We start from the raw sequence: 15,357 nt of genomic DNA, 5'->3' as shown, positions 1-15,357 counted from the left end.
CATGGACGCGGCTCAGCTGCGGCGTTCCTCGATGCGGTTCTTCACGAACACCAGCGGCAGCACCAGGCCGGCGGCGACCGACACCAACCACACGACGAGGGTCGCCAGCAGCCAGTTCGACAGGCCATCGACGCGCAGGCCGTCGGAGACGAGGCTGGTCACGATCAGTGCCAGGAGGGTGGCGATCAGGGCGGTCCCTCCCGTCAGTGCAGCGACGTTCCTCTCGGCCAGGTTCTGCAACATCGGCGCGACGATCACCTGCGCGAGCGTGAACACGACGACGGCGACGGCGAAGGCCGCCCCGGAAACCGTCACACCCTCGAGTAGCCAGGCCGCCACGAGCAGGCCGAGCGCGTTCGCCGCGACGCGCACTGCCGCGGACACGAGTAGACGGACCATCGGGCCACCTCACGTCGGCGCCGTTCCCACAGGACAGCATCCGCACGCGCGGCCGACGTCGCCTCACCCCGAGGCGGGGGTCCGGGTCACTCGCGCCACTCGTCCTCGTCGTCCTCGACGACCTGGCGCTGTTCGAGCATGTCGGGCGTCAGCGGGCCGTCGTCGACGTCGTCGAACGCGGTCGGAACCTCGACGGTGCCGTCGAGCCGCTGGTACTGCTCGAGCATGTCGGGGGTCAACGGTTCGCGCGGCGTCCCGGTCACGGTGGCGTCCTCCTCGATCGTCCCGTCAGGGCGCTGGTGCTGTTCCACGGCGTCGGCGTTCGCGGGCTCCCGCGACGCCGGCGTCGCCGGCTGCTGCTTTGGAGACGGTTCCCGGGTCACGACAGCCCTCCGACATCGGCGAGTCCCCATCCTTACCGCTGCGGCGTGCGGGCGACACCGACGACCGCATCACCCGGTCAGTGACCGTTGGACGACCGTGCCATACTGCCTCGAACGGGCAGCGACGCCTCCCGGTGCGTCGCGGGTGGAGAGATGGCGGACGCGAGCACGACCCTGGAGCGGGCGCGCGCGGCCTACCGCCGCCGCGACTGGGTCACCTCGCGCGCCGCGTACCGCGAGGCACAGCGGGATGCGGCGCTGGACGCCGACGACCTGTACTCCCTCGCGTCGTGTGCCTGGTGGCTGGGCGACCTCGAGGAGGCGCTGCCGGCCCAGCAGCAGGCCTATCGCCTGTACCTCGCCGACGGCCGCGCGGGCGCGGCCGCGCTGGTGGCGATCGACACCGGCTACACCCTGATGATCCGCGGCGAGGACGCGCCGTCCTCGGGCTGGATCCAGCGTGCCGAGCGGTTGCTGCGCGAGACACCGGACGCACCCGAGTACGGCTTCCTCGTCTACCTCGACTTCGAGGCCAACCTCCAGACGGGCCGGCTGGAAGACGCGCTCCGGGCGGCCAGGGAGGTCCAGGCCCTGGGACGTCGCTGGGAGGACCAGACGCTGCTGGCCATGGGCGTCATGGGTGAGGGGCGCGTGCTCGTCAAACGCGGTGACGTGGCCGCCGGCATGGTGCTGCTCGACGAGGCGATGGTCGCCGCCGTGTCCGACGAGCTGGAGCCGGGCTGGGCCGGCAACATCTACTGCCACCTGATGGAGGCCTGCCACGAGCTGGCCGACCTGCGTCGGGCCGGCGAGTGGACCCGGGCGACGGCGCGGTGGTGCGAACAGATGCCGGGGGCGGGCCCCTTCATGGGCATCTGCCGGGTGCACCGCGCCCAGGTGCTGCAGGTCCACGGCGCGTGGGAGGAGGCCGAACGCGAGGCCGCCCACGTCTGCGACGAGTTGGCCGCGTTCGACGTCGGCATCGTCGCCGAGGCCCACTACCAGCGCGGCGAGCTGCGCCGCCAGCGAGGTGACCTCGCGGGCGCCGAGGAGCAGTACCACGCCGCACACCGGCTCGGCTGCGACCCCCAACCGGGCCTCGCGTTGCTGCGCTGTGCGCAGGGCCGTACCGAGGCGGCGGCCGCCTCGCTCCGAGCGGCCCTGACCGCCGCCGGCGAGGATCGCCTCGCGCGGGCGCGCCTGCTGCCGGCCGCGCTCGAGGTGGCGGTCGCGGCCGGCGACCTCGACACGGCGCGGGCGGCATGGGAGGAGCTGGACGCCGCGGCGCACACGTACGCGACGACCGGCTTCGTCGCCCGGTCCCACCACGGCCGTGGCCTGCTGCGGCTCGCGGAGGAGGACCCGGCCGGGGCCCTGCCGGCCCTGCACGCGGCGTTGCAGGCCTGGCAGGACCTGGGCGCTCCCTTCGAGGCGGCGCGTGTGAGGCAGCTGCTCGCCCGTGCCTACCGGGCGATGGGGGACGCCGACGCGGCGGGCCGCGAGCGCGAGGCGGCGACGGCCGGTCTGGCCACGCTGGGGGTCCGGTCGGTGGACCTCGGCACCGACCGTGCTCCGCGAGGTCCGGCGGCGCTGACGGGACGGGAGGCCGAGGTGCTCGGTCTGGTCGCCGCCGGCCGGTCGAACCAGCAGATCGCCGCGGAGCTCGTGCTGAGCGTGCGCACCATCGAACGGCATCTGGCGACGATCTACCAGAAGCTGGGCCTCCACGGCCGCAGCGCCCGTGCCGCCGCCGTCAGCTACGCACACCGGGAGGGTGCCACGCGTCCCGACCGTGGCCCCGCGGGATCTGCGTAGTCGGGTGCGTGCCACCGCGCAGGTGCTCGCCCCGGCGCGTCCGTAGCGTCGACGCCGGGCGCGCCACCGGGGTGCGCCCGGCGACGCGGGAGACACGACATGACCGGGATCACCAGTGCGACGCCGGCCCACACGGCACCGGCGCACACGACACCAGCGGACACCACCCCAGCGGACACCACACCGGCCCACACCTACGACGACTACTACGGGCCCGCCATCTTCGGCCCGCTCGGTCGGGCCCTGCTGGCCTTCGCCCCGCCGTCGCCGGGTGACCGGGTGCTGGACGTCGCCTGCGGGACGGGCATCGTCACCCGCCGGCTGGCCGCGGCGGTGGGGCCGGGCGGCGAGGTGACCGGGATCGACCTCAACCCGGCCATGCTCGCGGTCGCCCGTGAGCGCACCACGGCGACGGCGGCAACGGTCGCTTACCGGCAGGGCGACGCCACCACCCTCGACCTCCCCGACCGCAGTGTCGACCGCGTGTACTGCCAACAGGGACTGCAGTTCTTCCCCGACCGCCTCGCAGCCGTGCGCGAGATGCGCCGCGTCCTGGTCGACGGCGGTCGGGTCGCGCTGGCGGTCTGGCAGGGACTCGAACGGCACTCCTTCTTCGCCGCGCTCGCCCGTGCCGAGGCCCCCCACCTGGCTGCGCACGGGCTGCCGGTCGAGACCGAGGACCTCGTGGCACCCTTCACCTTCGGCGACGCGGCGGCGCTCACCGGACTGCTCCGCGAGGCCGGCCTGCGCGTCCACGACGTCGCCACGCACACCGTCACGGCCCGCTTCGTCACGCCGGAGCGCTTCGTGGAGCGGCTGGAGCACGCCTATGCCGCCGTCGTGCCGAAGTTCGACGAGGACCCGGACCTGTTCGCGGACTACCTCGCCGCCATCGAGGAGGAGACCAGGGCGCTGGTCGAGGAGTACCGGGTGGGCGACCACGTCGTCGTGCCGATGCACACCAATCTCGTGGTCGCCGAGCGCTGAGGCCACGCCGACGTCCTCCGTCCGGCACGCTACGGCTGGCCGGACGAGGAGGCCCCGGTGGAGTCCCTGAGCGTTGCGAGGGCGCTGGTGCGGGGCCTGGTCGTCGGCGGGCTCGGGTTCGCGGTCCTGGCGGTCGCCCCGTTGCCGTCGGGACCGTTGGGGCCGCTGGACGCGGTGCTCGTCACCGGCGGTGTGCTGCTGCTGGGCATGGCCGTGGCCGCCGCCGCACTCCGCGAGCAGCGCGCCGCACGGGCGACCGATCCCACCGTCGTCCAGGGCGCCCGCATCGAGAGCCTGGTGGCCATCGTGTTGTGGGCGGTGGCGTTCTTCGCGTTGGCCTATGCCCGACTGGCCGAGGTACCGGGCCAGTTCAGCGGGTTGGCGACCCGCCTGGACGCCGCCTACTTCACCATCTCGACCCTGGTCACCGTCGGTTTCGGCGACGTGCACGCCGCAGGACAGACGGCACGCCTGGTGGTCACGGTGCAGATGGTCTTCAACACCGTCGTGATCGCCGCCGCCGTCCGCGTGCTGCTCGCCGCGGCGCGGCGACGAGCCGCCCCCAGGGACGGGTGAGTCGCGGTCGGGGCGAAGGACCCTGGCCGGGCGGCCCACCACGGCGGACGCTGGGGGCGAAGGCGCCGCCCAGGCGCCGCGCAGGCGCCGAGGCACCCGGGACGAGGAGACCAGGATGGACCGCATCGTCGTCGGCGTCGACGGGTCCGACCAGTCCCGGACCGCCCTGCGGTGGGCGGTGGACGAGGCCCGCGTCCATGGCGCCGCGCTGGAGGTGGTGCACGCCTACGACGACACCCCCGCCTACGAGGTGTACCGCTACCCCGCCGGCCTGCCTTCGGTCGAGGAGGTCGAGGCACGCCACGAGCGGATGGCGGCGTACGCGACCGACCTCGTCGAGGGCATGGTCGCCGAACTCGGCACCGACCTCGGCATCGAGGTGACCGCCGAAGCCGTGCAGGGTCGACGGCCGGCCCAGGTGCTGCTCGAGCGGGCGAAGGGTGCCGACCTGCTCGTGGTCGGCACCCGAGGCCGTGGCGGCTTCGCCGGGCTGCTCCTGGGCTCGGTCAGCCAGCAGTGCATCCACCACGCACCCTGCCCGCTGGCGGTCGTGCCGACCCACGAGCACTGACCCACGCCGCCGGCCGCGTCACGCGATGGCGCGCTCGGGTCGGGTCCGCACGTGCACGGCCGCCTCGACGAGCTTGCGCGCGCTGGCGAGGACCGCCGGCGTGTGGTGGTCGAGCCCGGCCAGGTGGTGGTGCGCACGGCGCAGCAACGCCGCGTCGGCGCTCGTGGCGAGCTCCGCGACGGAGTCGCCCCGGTCGAGGTGCGAGTAGGCCAGACCCAGCGCCAGGGCCGCGACGGCGCGATGGTCGACCAGCGGCTCGGCCGGCTCGACGATCTGCGTCACCGTTCCCGTCGGGGTCGTCGCGTAGGTCATCACGCCCCGCCGCGGTGCGGTGGCGTACACGGTTGCCGTCACGACGAGACCGCCTCCAGGTCCGCGAACACCTCGCCGAGCAGGGCGCGCTCGCGCAGGTAGTAGGTCGCGGCGCGGTACGACCGGCAGCGTGGTCCCGCCGGGTCGTTCACGGCCAGCAGCAGTTCCGTGGCCGCCTGCCCGACACTCAAGCCCTCCTCGCAGCCGAGGACGGCCGCGGCGATCGGCGGCAGCGTGTGCCTCGAGGTGCACAACTCCCCGAGGGTCCACGTCAGTGGCGTCGCGGGCGCGTCCGGCCCGCCGAGGCGGAGCTCGTCCGGCTTGTCCGGCTGAACGAGCCACCGAACGAAGGCTCGTTCGGCGACCCGTGAGGTGAGGTGTGGCGCCTGGACGTGGTGCAGCAAGATGGTCCCCCGTGAACGCGTTGTGATGGTCGATGCGCCACCGGGGTCACGGGCAGCGGCTCCATTGGTACCGACGCGCCGTCGCGCGGAACAGGGACCTTCGACCCAATTCTGACGTCGGTGTCATGGCTCCGAGCGGCCGTCGAGGACCGCCCGCGCCACCGTCGCCACCTTCGTCTGGTGCTCGCGGGCATGTCGGCGAAGTCGTTCGTAGGCGACCTCCGGTGTGGTCCCGTGGCGCTCGGCCAGCATCCCCTTGGCCTGCTCGACGACGACCCGCCGTTCCAGGGCGTGCTGCAACTGCGCCGCGAGGCGCGCCCGCGCGGACGAGCGTCCTGCGACCAGGAGACACGCGGCCACCAACTCGGCGAACGCCGTCACCGCGACCAGGTCGGCCGTCTCCCAGACGCGCGGCGCTCGGGCCAAGACGGTCACGACGCCGACGGACGAGCCCGCGGCAGACAACGGGACGGCGACGAGGGCGCGGGCACCGGCCTCCAGCGCGACGGGTACCAGCTCCGGCCAGCGGGGGTCGACGCCGAGGTCCCCGCACGTCACACCGCGCACCTGCCGGAGTGCCTCGCTCGCCGGGCTGTGTTCGGTGGCCAGCTGGCGGCGCTCGAACCGTGCCGTCTCGGGTCCGGTCGCGGCCACGAACCGCAAGCCGTCCCCGACGACGAGGGAGATGGCTGCCGCGTCCGCCGTCAGCAGCCGGCACAGCGGGCCGAGGACCTCCGCGGCCAGCCGGTCCGGGTCGTGCCGCACCGCCACGGTCCCGGCGAAGTCCCCCAGGACGGCCACCAGCAGCGACGCGTCGACCACGGCGGCGACCTCCACGCCGGCCCGGCCGGAGGGGCCGTCGGGCACCCTCCATGATGGCCAGTCACCCGGGCGTCGACGAAGGGCCCATGTCCCCTTCCCCACGCTGATGCGTCGCCCCGCATCGACCGGGCGCCCGGGTTCACGTTGTGCCAAGCCTCGGACAAATCGCGCGCGACACCGCAGCGGCGGTCGTACCGTCGTGGGCGAGAACGGTCGCCGGCGCCCGCGCTCGAGGCACCATCACCACCGGCGACGAGGTACGGCGATGACATCGCTCGTCAAGCGCCTGCTCGTCGGGCGCCCGCTGGCGACCGCGGAGGAGTACCGCACCCGGCTGCCGAAACGCATCGGCCTGGCCGTGTTCGCCTCCGACGCGATCTCCTCCACCGCCTACGCGACCGAGGAGATCCTCTTCATCCTGGTCCCGGTCGCCGGACTCGCCGCGCTGCACCTGCTGGTTCCGATCTCGCTGGTCGTGGCGCTCGTGCTGCTGGTCGTGGTGCTCAGCTACCGGCAGACCATCTACGCGTACCCCGACGGTGGCGGCGCCTACGTCGTCGCGCGCCAGAACCTCGGTGAACGCTGGTCGTTGCTCGCCGGCGCCTCGCTGCTGGTCGACTACACGCTCACCGTCGCGGTGTCCGTCTCGGCAGGCGTCGCGGCCGTGGTGTCCGCACTTCCGGAACTGCTCGAGTACCGGGTCGAGATCGGCGTGGGAGTCGTCGCGTTGATCGCCGTCGCGAACCTGCGCGGCGCCAAGGAATCGGGGACCTTGTTCGCCATCCCGACCTACCTCTACCTGGTCGCCCTGGGTGCGTTGCTGCTGGTCGGCCTGTGGCGGACGCAGACCGGCGCGCTGACGGCCGCTCCGGTCGACCCGGAACAGTTGGCCGCCCTCACCGGTGGCAGCACGCTGGGGCTGACCGGGCTCGCGGGGGCGCTGATCGTGGCTCGGGCCTTCTCGTCCGGCGCCGTCGCCCTGACGGGCACCGAGGCCATCACCAACGGCATCCCCGCCTTCCGCCGTCCCGAGTCGCGCAACGCGGCCCGCACGCTGGGTGCGATGGGCCTGATCCTCGGCAGCGCCTTCCTTGGCATCTCCGTGCTCGCGGACCGGCTGCGACCACTGCCGAGCGAGGACGAGACCGTGCTCTCGCAGCTCGGTGGCGCCGTGTTCGGGCGGGGCTCGTTCGGCTACGGGGCCCTGCAGATCACGACGATGGCCATCCTGTTCCTCGCGGCGAACACCGCCTTCGCCGACTTCCCGCGCCTGTCGTCGCTGATCTCCCGCGACGGCTTCCTCCCGCGCCAACTCAGCCACCGCGGCGACCGGCTGGTGTTCTCCAACGGCATCCTGCTGCTGGGTGGCGCGGCCGCGGTCCTGCTGATCGCGTTCGGCGGCAGCACCACCGCCCTCATCCCGCTGTACGCGGTCGGCGTGTTCACGGGATTCACGGTGTCCCAGGTCGGCATGGTCCGCCACCACGCCCGTCTGCGGGAGCCGGGCTGGCGCCGGGCCCAGGCGATCAACGCCGTCGGCGCCACGGCCACCGCGACGGTTCTGGTCGTGGTGGTGGTGTCCAAGTTCACGACCGGTGCCTGGATCCCCGTGGTCGTCATCCCGGTGATCATCGGGCTGTTCCGCACGGTGCACCGGCACTACCTCGACGTGAAGCGCGGCCTGGCCGTGCCGGTCGGCTACCGGGCGCGACCCCGTCGCAACATCGTCGTCGTCCCGGTCTCCCGGGTCCACCGCGGTGCCGTCGACGCGATCGCGTACGCCCGCAACCTGCATGCCGACGAGGTGCGCGTCGTCACGGTCGTGCTGTCCGACGAGGAGGCGGCCAAGCTGCGTCGACAGTGGAAGCACGCGGGTCTCGACCTGACGCTGGACGTCATCCAGGACCCCTACCGGCAGCTCGTCAACCCGCTGCTGCGCTACCTCGACCGCGTGCAGGGAGCGGATCGGGACGCGATCGTGACGGTCGTGCTGCCCGAGTTCGTGGTCGAGCACGCCTGGCAGCGGTTGCTGCACACCCAGACGGCCTGGTGGCTGCGCACGCGGTTGCGTCAGCGCCCGAACACGGTCATCGCCTCCGTCCCCGTGCCGCTGCCCGAGGAGGTCCACGGTCGGCTGCCGTGGCGCCGCCGTCGGACGCCGGCACCGGCGGCGGCGGAGGACGTCGCGCTGACGGTGTCCTCGGTGCCACCCGCCGGTCGCGAGTGATGGCGCGGCCGGCGAAACGGCCCCGGTGACCTGGCACCGGGGCCGTCACCACGCGGCGGGGTCATCGGTAGATGTGGACCGGCGTGCCGACCGGCAGGCGGCTCCACATCCGGTTCATCGAGGCGTTGGGGACCCGCACGCAACCGTGGCTGGCCGGGTACGACGGCACCGACGGGTAGCCGTGGATGGCGTACCCCTTGTAGAAGTACGCCGGCCGCCACATGGTGCCCAGGCGCCCGGTCCGGTAGCCGTCGATCCGCCGCTCGATCCGGTACTGGCCGGTCGGCGTGGGGGTCGAGGCCTTGCCGGACGACGCGTCCACGATCCGGACGATGCGGCCGTCCTTTGCGAGGTAGAGCACCTGGCGGGTCAGGTCCACCTCGACGTAGGTGCCTGCCCGATCACGCCGGAGCTTGGGCCGGACCGGGTCCTTCAACGCCGCCTGTGTCCGGGTGCCGACCACGCCGTCGCGGCTGAGGCCGTTGACCTTCTGGAAGGCGACGACCGCGTGCTTGGTGCTGGCGCCGAACACCCCGTCGACGGGGCCGACGTCGTAGCGGAGTTCCTGGAGTCGGGTCTGCAGTTGGACGACGGCCGGACCACGCGACCCTTCGCGCAGGGTCGTGGCCGCGCCCGCCGGTGTGACGAACGTGACGACGAGGAGGACGGTGAGCAGGAGTACCGCCCACAGCCTCCGGGGACGCAGGACGACGCGCATGTGGCTCACCACCTCGGAGCCGGCCGCGGCCACGTCCGGACCGCGGACCTGAAGGCCCACGACGATCGTCGCGCCGAGGGTGAGCCAGGGCCAGAGGCGTCCTACCCCTCTCGCCCGGGGCGCTGTTCCCTTGGCGACAGTGGGAAGGTCCAGCACAATGCCGTGCCCTCCACGCTGACGGTCGCGTCGTCGCGGACGACGCGCGTCGCGAGCCGGGTGATCGGCTTGTCGGTCCGCACCTCGAGCACCTCCACCTCGCCGGTGATCACGTCGCCCGGCCGCACCGGCGCACGGAACGACCAGTCGGTGTGGAGGAACACCGTGCCCGGGCCGGGCAGGTCCTCGGCGACGACGGCGTTGAGGATGGCCGTGATGACGCCGCCCTGCACGACGATGCCGCCGAGGGGCGTGGCCTCGGCAACCTCGTCGTCGTAGTGCAGCGGGTTGCGGTCGCCGCTGATGGCGGTGAAGCGCTGGATGTCCTGCGGCTCGATCGTGCGTCGGCGGCGTGCCGTCGCCCCGACGGCAGGCGCCCCGTGCGGCCAGACCATGGTCGGTTCGGAGCGGTCCACGTGCGTCTCCTCAGGCGGCGAGGTCGGCAGCCGCGTCGAGTTGGCGCAGGAAGGCGGTCTCCTGGCGCATGGCATCGCTCAGCTGCCGCAGACGGCGTTCGAGTTCGGGCAGGTCCCAGTCGTAACGGGCGACGGCGTCGGTGGCGGCGACCACCGGCAGCAGGCTGCGGTCGCGCAGTGCGTGGAAGCGTCGCAGGTTGACGAGCTCGGTGGCGGGCGCGGCGTGCGAGGCGACGATCGCCCGCGCGGCCAACTCGGCGTCGCGCAGCGCGTCCGTGATGCCGTGGGAGGAGATCGGGTCGCGGAAGGCGCCCGCGTCGCCGACGAGTACCCAGCCCGGCCCCCACGGACGCAACACCCGCGTGGGGACGCCGGCGAACCCCCAGGTCCGTCCGCGCGGCAGCCACTGCACGACCTCGGCCACCTCCGGGGCGGCCTCGGCCAGCACCGTCGCCCACCAGTTCGGCAGACCGGCGCGGCGCTCGGCGAGGAACCGTGCGGTCGGGGCACCGGACCACACCACCGTCCGGCGGCCGTTGGTGGGGATCAGCCCCGCCGCCCGGCCCGGCCGGTAGAACCACTCGTAGCCCTGGGTCGGCAGGTGCTCGACGAGTCGGTAGACGCAGGCGCCCGAACCGCGGGCCTGGTGCTGCACCGGTGCGTCGACCGCGGCGGCGACACGCGAACGGCGGCCATCCGCGCCGACGACGTGGCGAGCCAGCAGCGTCTCGGTCGTCCCGTCTGTCGTTCGGGTGCGCACGCCGGCGACGCGGCCGTCGGGCCCGTGCACCAGGCCGTCCACCTTCACCCCGAACCGGAACCGGGCACCCGCCTCGCGGGCCGCGTCGACCAGCAGCGGGTCGAGCACGGTCCGTCGCGGCGCGTACAGCGGCCCGGCCCTTCCACGCAGGTCGACCGGATCGATGCGGTCGCCGTAGTGGAAGGTCACGTGCTCGACCGGCGGGGTCCCCGCCGCGACGAGCCGATCGATCAGCCCCCAGCGCTGCAACTGCACGACGGCGCCGCGCATGAGGGCGTGGGTGGACAGGGTGTCCGTGCCCGGCCGGTCCCGGTCGACCACGAGCACGTCCAGTCCCTGACGGGCCAGCAGCCGTGCCGTGGCGGCGCCCGCGACGCGGGCGCCGACGACGATCACGTCAGCGGTCGCGGTGGCCATGGTCGCTCTCCTCGTGGTCGGTCGGCTGCGCCGGTCCTCGTGCGGGGCGGGGAGCCGCAGCCCGCCGCCCCGGCTACGCCGTCTCATGGCGTCGTCATGTCGATGCTGGACGGTGCTGGTGCGGGGGGTGGTCATCGTGTCTCCTTCGACCCGTGGGCGGCGCGACGGGACGAGCATCGACCGAGCGGGTCGTCGGGCCATCGGTGGGCACCACCCAGCTGAGCCCGGCGAACTACCCATGGGCCAGTGACCCGCACGGCTCGGGTCGGCTGCCGTCCGGCCGGCGGCCCGGCCCGGGACGTCAGCGAACGGTGGCGGGCAGCAGGCCGAGCTCCTCGGCCCGCGCGGCGACCTCGCGGCGTGAGCCGACCCCGAGCTTGGTCAGCACCGCGGAGACGTGGTGGTCCACGGTGCGCACCGACAGGACCAGCCGCTCGGCGATCTCCGGGTTGGTCGCCCCGGTGACGAGCAGCCCCAGCACCTCGACCTGGCGCGGGGTGAGCCCGAGTGGATGGTCCCGGGTCTCGGCCCGCGGCCCGCGCGGGATGTGACGTACGCCCAGTTCCTTGAGGCGGCGGCGCGCCAGCGTGGCCGTGGCCAGCGCGCCCAGGCGGTCGAACTCCGTCAGCGCCTCGAGGACCGCCGCCACCTCGGCCGAGGCGTACAGCTCCAGGGCTCGTTCGTAGGGGGCGCCGCGTTCCTGCCACGTCGCGGCCGCCTCCCGCCAGGCGCCACGGCAGCCGCTGGCCCACGGTTCGGGCAGTGCGTCGGTGACCTCGGCCGGTCCCTCCGCGAGCATCCGGTAGCGCAGGAGCTCGCCGAGGTACCAGCGATGGCCCACGCGACGGGCGGTGGCGGTCGCGTACTCGACGCGGTCACGGACCCGGTCGAGCTGGCCGGTCAGCCAGCCCCACTCCAGCCAGGCGGCGCCCGCGGGACCGATGCGCTGGATCTCGCCGCTGGCGGTCGCCAGCTGCCAGGCCCGATCGAGCAGTTCCTCGGCACCGCCGGCCTGCTGGCGGGCCCGGAGCCGGCCGAGCAGGGCGGCGGCGACCGTCTCGCCCCAACCGGTGCCCTGACCCTCGCCCAGCGCGGCCCGCAACCCCTGCTCCGCCTCCCGCCAGTCGCCGCGGGCCAGGTCCAGGCCGCTGCGCATCATGCGCAGCGTCGTCGCGGCCGTGGTCAGGTCGTGGCGCTGGGCGTGGGCCAGCCCGGTGGCGAGCACCTCCTCGGCGTCGGCGGTCCGACCCGCCCGGTGCATCGCGGAGGCGAGACCGACGCTGGCGACGACGACGTGTTCGTGGTGCGGCAGCTCGAGCGCCGACCGCAGTGCCCCGCGCAGGTCCTCCAGGCCGCGTTCGTCGTCCAGCATCACGCGCGCCAGGCCGCGCTGCGCCAGCGCGTGCGAACGCAGGTCCGGCGCGCCGACGGCGTCGGCCAGCACCACGGCCTCATCCGCACTGCGTTCCGCGTCCGCGAACCGGTTGTCCATCACCTGGACGAACGCCAACGTCGAGGTGGCCCGCGCGAGCGGTCGATCCGGCGGCAGTGACCGCAGGACGGCCACGGCCTGTTCCGCGGCCGCGGCCGCCGTGGCGCCGCGCAGGCCCCAGTAGCGGGCGTCGGCCAGCACCGTCAGTGCGATTCCGAGCCCCTCCGGGTCGCCGAGGCGCTCCGATTCGGCGACGGCCCGTTCCGCCTCGGCCAACCCCTCTTCCAACCGGTTGACGAGTAGCAACTCGCGGGCGTGGTCGGTGCGTACGGCGGCGCGCTCGGCGGCCGGCAACAGCTCGGGAAAGCGCAGCACGTGCTCGTAGAGGCCGACGGAATCGCGGTGCGCACCCGCCTGCGCGGCGGCACGGGCCGCCGCCGGGGCGTGTCGGGCCACGGCCTCCGCATCGCCGGCACCGACGGCGTGGTGGACGAGGCGGGCGGGGTCGGTGCGGTCGGGGTCGAGCGCGGCCAGCACCCGGGCGTGGGCGACGGCCAGCTGTGCCGCGGTGCAGGAGGCCACCACGGCGCGGCGGATGAGCTCGTGGCGGAAGCGTGCCGTGCCGTCGACGAACGCCGTGAAACGGCGGCGCTCCGGTTCCTCCAGTGCGGCCATGCCGCCGGCGACGACGCGCTCGACGAGCGCCAGCGACAGCCCGCCCGGGGCGACGGCCAGCTGCTCCAGGGCGCGCCGGGCGGTGTCGGGCAGTTCGCGGAGGCGGGCGCCGACGGCTTCGCGGACGGTCGTCGGCACCTCCCGGCCGGGCGACGAGAGCACCTCGGTCACGAAGAACGGGTTGCCGCCGGTGATGTCGTGGACTTGCGCCGCCGACAGCCCGGCCTCCGCCCCCAAGGTCGCCACCCCGGCCACCGACAATCCCGCCAGCGCCAGGCGGTGCACCGCGGGGCCGGTCAGCGCACCCGTTGCGGCGAGCAGCGGATGGTCGGCCGGCAGGTCGTCGCGGTAGGTGGTGACCAGCACGGTGGGCTCGTCGGCGATGCGTCGGGCCAGGAACCGGACGGCGTCCAGGGTGGCTTCGTCGGCCCAGTGCAGGTCCTCGATGACCGCGACGGTCGTCCGCAGCGGGCTGCTGAGCTCGGCCTGGATCGCTCCCAGTACCCCGTCGCGCGAGCCCGCCGACTCCAGGGCGCCCGCCAGCGGTGCCTGGGTGCCGCGCACCATGTCCCGGAACGGTCCCAGCAGGCGGGGCGTGACGAGGTCGTCGCAGGCGCCGCGAAGGATCCGCACCGTGTCGGGCAGCCGGGCCAGCCAGGCGTCCACCAGCGCGGACTTCCCGATCCCCGGCTCCCCCGCCACCAGCACCACGCTGCCGGCCCCGGCCGCGGCCGCGGACACGGCGCGGTCGAGCAGTTGCAGTTCCGCGTCACGTTCGAGCAGTCGCATGGTCAACGCCGGGGTTCCTCACGGTCCAGCGAATACAGCTGTTGGGGCCCGAAGCCCTTCACCTCGACGATCCCGAGGTCGGTGAGGACGAAGTCGTTGCGGATGAGCTGGTAGGCCGGCTCGCTGACGAGGATCTGCATCGGCTCGGCGAGGCTCTCCAGCCGCGCCGCCAGGTTCACGCCCGGCCCGAAGATGTCGTAGACGTACTTCTGCACGCCAACGATCGAGCCGATGACGGGCCCCGTGTCCAGGCCGATCCGGCACAGCCACTGTTCCGGGTGGGAGGCGTTGCGCCGCTCCAGGTAGCGACGGATCCGCAGAGCGACACGAGCGAGGTTGCGGGCGTGGTCCGGCGACGGGTCCGGGATCCCGGCGACGGCCAGGTAGGCGTCGCCGATGGTCTTCAGCCGCTCGCCGCCGAACAGCTCCACGATCCGGTCGAAGGCGGTGAAGATGTCGTTCAGCTCCGCCACCAGGGCGGACGGGTCGCGCGACACCGCCATCGACGTGAACTGCACGAAGTCGAGCATCATGATGGACGCGTCGTCGAACCGCTGCGGGGTGACGGTGCCGAACTCCGTCATCTCGTCGAACACGGAGCGCGGCATGATGTTGAGCAGCAGCTTCTCCACCCGTTCCTTCTCGCGTTGCAGTTCGCGGGCGTTGCGTTCGGCGAGCTGGCTGTAGGAGTCGAGCATGTACTCGGCCTCCTTCTGCTTCGAGGTGTCGTGGGCCTCCACCAGCACGGCGGGCTGGTCCTCGATCTCGAACGGACGCAGGACGACCTGCAGGCTCACGCTGCGGACCCCGTCCTTGACCTCGGTCTCGAATTTGAACGGCTGGCCGTCCTCCAGCCGCGCCCGGGCCCGCTCCTCACGCAGTCCGGGCAGGCGGCCGGCCAGCGATTCCGTGTCGTCCTGCGTCGGCGGGAACCAACGGAAGAACGTCGCGTTCTCGAACTCGACGAGCCAGTCGTCGGGCGAGACGACGGCCACGCCCCATTCGAGTCGCTGCAGCGTGGCGAGCAGCGTCGCGGGGTCGGCGCTCATGACGCGCCCACGATCAGCTTGGTGCGGACCTCCATCTCCCCGTCGATCGTCTTGATGTCGGCAGGATCGAAGTCGAGGTCCTCGAGGGTCTCGCGCAGCAGGCGGCGCATCTCCTCGACCTCGGGTTCGGTGATGCCGAGCGGGGCATGGACGCGACGCAGGGCGTCGTCGGTGTAGACGGCCCCGGGCCCGCCCGTGAGGTACGCGATGAACTGCGTCTGGTGGTTGATCAGCGACCGCATGTCGACGCCGGCGAAGTGCGACGACAGCTGCGGGGAGTCCAGGACGCGGTCGTAGAACTCGGACACGACCTTGCGGATCACCGCGAACCCGCCGTACCGGTCGAAGATGCTCCCCATGTGCGGACTCCCGCCGCTCAGCGCTACTTCAGCCTACGGCCGGTGGCCGGACGCCGGGGCTGGCCGGGAACCGTGCGGCCATTGAGACGA

General features: G+C 73.4%; 16 protein-coding genes. 5 read left to right on the top strand and 11 right to left on the bottom strand.

Annotated elements, in window-relative coordinates; genetic code table 11:
* Positions 1 to 12: 12 nt before the first annotated feature.
* Both ACERM0_RS16780 and ACERM0_RS16775 read right to left on the bottom strand, forming a co-directional pair.
* Positions 13 to 399 (bottom strand): phage holin family protein, encoded by a 387-nt coding sequence (locus tag ACERM0_RS16780; protein ID WP_373679769.1) that lies wholly within the window; start codon positions 397 to 399, stop codon positions 13 to 15.
* 86 nt (positions 400 to 485) lie between these two features.
* Positions 486 to 710, bottom strand: a complete 225-nt coding sequence (locus ACERM0_RS16775; RefSeq protein WP_373679768.1) for a hypothetical protein — start codon at positions 708 to 710, stop codon at positions 486 to 488.
* 225 nt (positions 711 to 935) lie between these two features.
* Between ACERM0_RS16775 and ACERM0_RS16770 the strand changes: the two genes are divergently transcribed.
* From ACERM0_RS16770 to ACERM0_RS16755, 4 genes are all read left to right on the top strand, one after another.
* Positions 936 to 2,597 carry a LuxR C-terminal-related transcriptional regulator gene (locus ACERM0_RS16770; RefSeq protein WP_373679767.1) on the top strand — a complete coding sequence of 554 codons (1,662 nt, stop codon included), beginning with the start codon at positions 936 to 938 and terminating at the stop codon, positions 2,595 to 2,597.
* 99 nt (positions 2,598 to 2,696) lie between these two features.
* Complete coding sequence (locus tag ACERM0_RS16765) at positions 2,697 to 3,584, top strand: class I SAM-dependent methyltransferase (protein ID WP_373679766.1); 888 nt, start codon at positions 2,697 to 2,699, stop codon at positions 3,582 to 3,584.
* A 57-nt stretch (positions 3,585 to 3,641) separates the two neighbouring features.
* Positions 3,642 to 4,160 (top strand): ion channel, encoded by a 519-nt coding sequence (locus tag ACERM0_RS16760; RefSeq protein ID WP_373679765.1) that lies wholly within the window; start codon positions 3,642 to 3,644, stop codon positions 4,158 to 4,160.
* A gap of 115 nt (positions 4,161 to 4,275) precedes the next feature.
* Positions 4,276 to 4,731: a universal stress protein gene (locus ACERM0_RS16755; protein ID WP_373679764.1), complete on the top strand. Its 456-nt coding sequence runs from the start codon at positions 4,276 to 4,278 to the stop codon at positions 4,729 to 4,731.
* Between the two features lie 18 nt (positions 4,732 to 4,749).
* Here ACERM0_RS16755 and ACERM0_RS16750 read toward each other — a convergent pair whose 3' ends face one another.
* The 3 genes from ACERM0_RS16750 to ACERM0_RS16740 all read right to left on the bottom strand — a co-directional run bounded on the left by ACERM0_RS16750 (position 4,750) and on the right by ACERM0_RS16740 (position 6,314).
* Entirely contained in the window at positions 4,750 to 5,085 is a 336-nt protein-coding gene (locus ACERM0_RS16750) for a hypothetical protein (RefSeq protein WP_373679763.1), read from the bottom strand.
* Complete coding sequence (locus ACERM0_RS16745; protein ID WP_373679762.1) at positions 5,082 to 5,447, bottom strand: hypothetical protein; 366 nt, start codon at positions 5,445 to 5,447, stop codon at positions 5,082 to 5,084. Before ACERM0_RS16745 ends, ACERM0_RS16750 begins: the two co-directional genes overlap by 4 nt.
* A gap of 123 nt (positions 5,448 to 5,570) precedes the next feature.
* Positions 5,571 to 6,314, bottom strand: coding sequence for an ANTAR domain-containing protein (locus tag ACERM0_RS16740; RefSeq protein ID WP_373679761.1), 744 nt, complete (start codon positions 6,312 to 6,314; stop codon positions 5,571 to 5,573).
* Between the two features lie 220 nt (positions 6,315 to 6,534).
* On the opposite strand from ACERM0_RS16740, the gene ACERM0_RS16735 reads away from it, so the two are divergent.
* On the top strand, positions 6,535 to 8,496 hold the full coding sequence (locus ACERM0_RS16735) for an APC family permease (protein WP_373679760.1): 1,962 nt from the start codon (positions 6,535 to 6,537) through the stop codon (positions 8,494 to 8,496).
* Between the two features lie 61 nt (positions 8,497 to 8,557).
* Here ACERM0_RS16735 and ACERM0_RS16730 read toward each other — a convergent pair whose 3' ends face one another.
* The 6 genes from ACERM0_RS16730 to ACERM0_RS16705 form a co-directional block, all read right to left on the bottom strand.
* Complete coding sequence (locus tag ACERM0_RS16730; protein WP_373679759.1) at positions 8,558 to 9,274, bottom strand: L,D-transpeptidase family protein; 717 nt, start codon at positions 9,272 to 9,274, stop codon at positions 8,558 to 8,560.
* A 41-nt stretch (positions 9,275 to 9,315) separates the two neighbouring features.
* Positions 9,316 to 9,765, bottom strand: a complete 450-nt coding sequence (locus ACERM0_RS16725; RefSeq protein WP_373679948.1) for a MaoC family dehydratase — start codon at positions 9,763 to 9,765, stop codon at positions 9,316 to 9,318.
* A gap of 31 nt (positions 9,766 to 9,796) precedes the next feature.
* A complete protein-coding gene (locus ACERM0_RS16720; RefSeq protein ID WP_373679758.1) occupies positions 9,797 to 10,963 on the bottom strand; it encodes an NAD(P)/FAD-dependent oxidoreductase in 1,167 nt (388 codons plus the stop codon).
* Between the two features lie 301 nt (positions 10,964 to 11,264).
* Positions 11,265 to 13,859, bottom strand: coding sequence for an AAA family ATPase (locus ACERM0_RS16715; protein ID WP_373679947.1), 2,595 nt, complete (start codon positions 13,857 to 13,859; stop codon positions 11,265 to 11,267).
* Positions 13,860 to 13,861: 2 nt separating this feature from the next.
* Positions 13,862 to 14,908 carry an adenylate/guanylate cyclase domain-containing protein gene (locus tag ACERM0_RS16710; protein ID WP_373679757.1) on the bottom strand — a complete coding sequence of 349 codons (1,047 nt, stop codon included), beginning with the start codon at positions 14,906 to 14,908 and terminating at the stop codon, positions 13,862 to 13,864.
* Positions 14,905 to 15,267, bottom strand: coding sequence for a group 1 truncated hemoglobin (locus ACERM0_RS16705; RefSeq protein WP_373679756.1), 363 nt, complete (start codon positions 15,265 to 15,267; stop codon positions 14,905 to 14,907). The genes ACERM0_RS16710 and ACERM0_RS16705 overlap by 4 nt, the downstream gene beginning before the upstream one ends.
* Positions 15,268 to 15,357 lie beyond the last annotated feature (90 nt).

Source organism: Egicoccus sp. AB-alg2 (genome assembly GCF_041821065.1).
Taxonomy (GTDB): Bacteria; Actinomycetota; Nitriliruptoria; order Nitriliruptorales; family Nitriliruptoraceae; genus Egicoccus.
The sequence above is the reverse complement of the archived record's forward strand: the minus strand, read 5'-3'. Positions and strand labels throughout refer to the sequence as shown.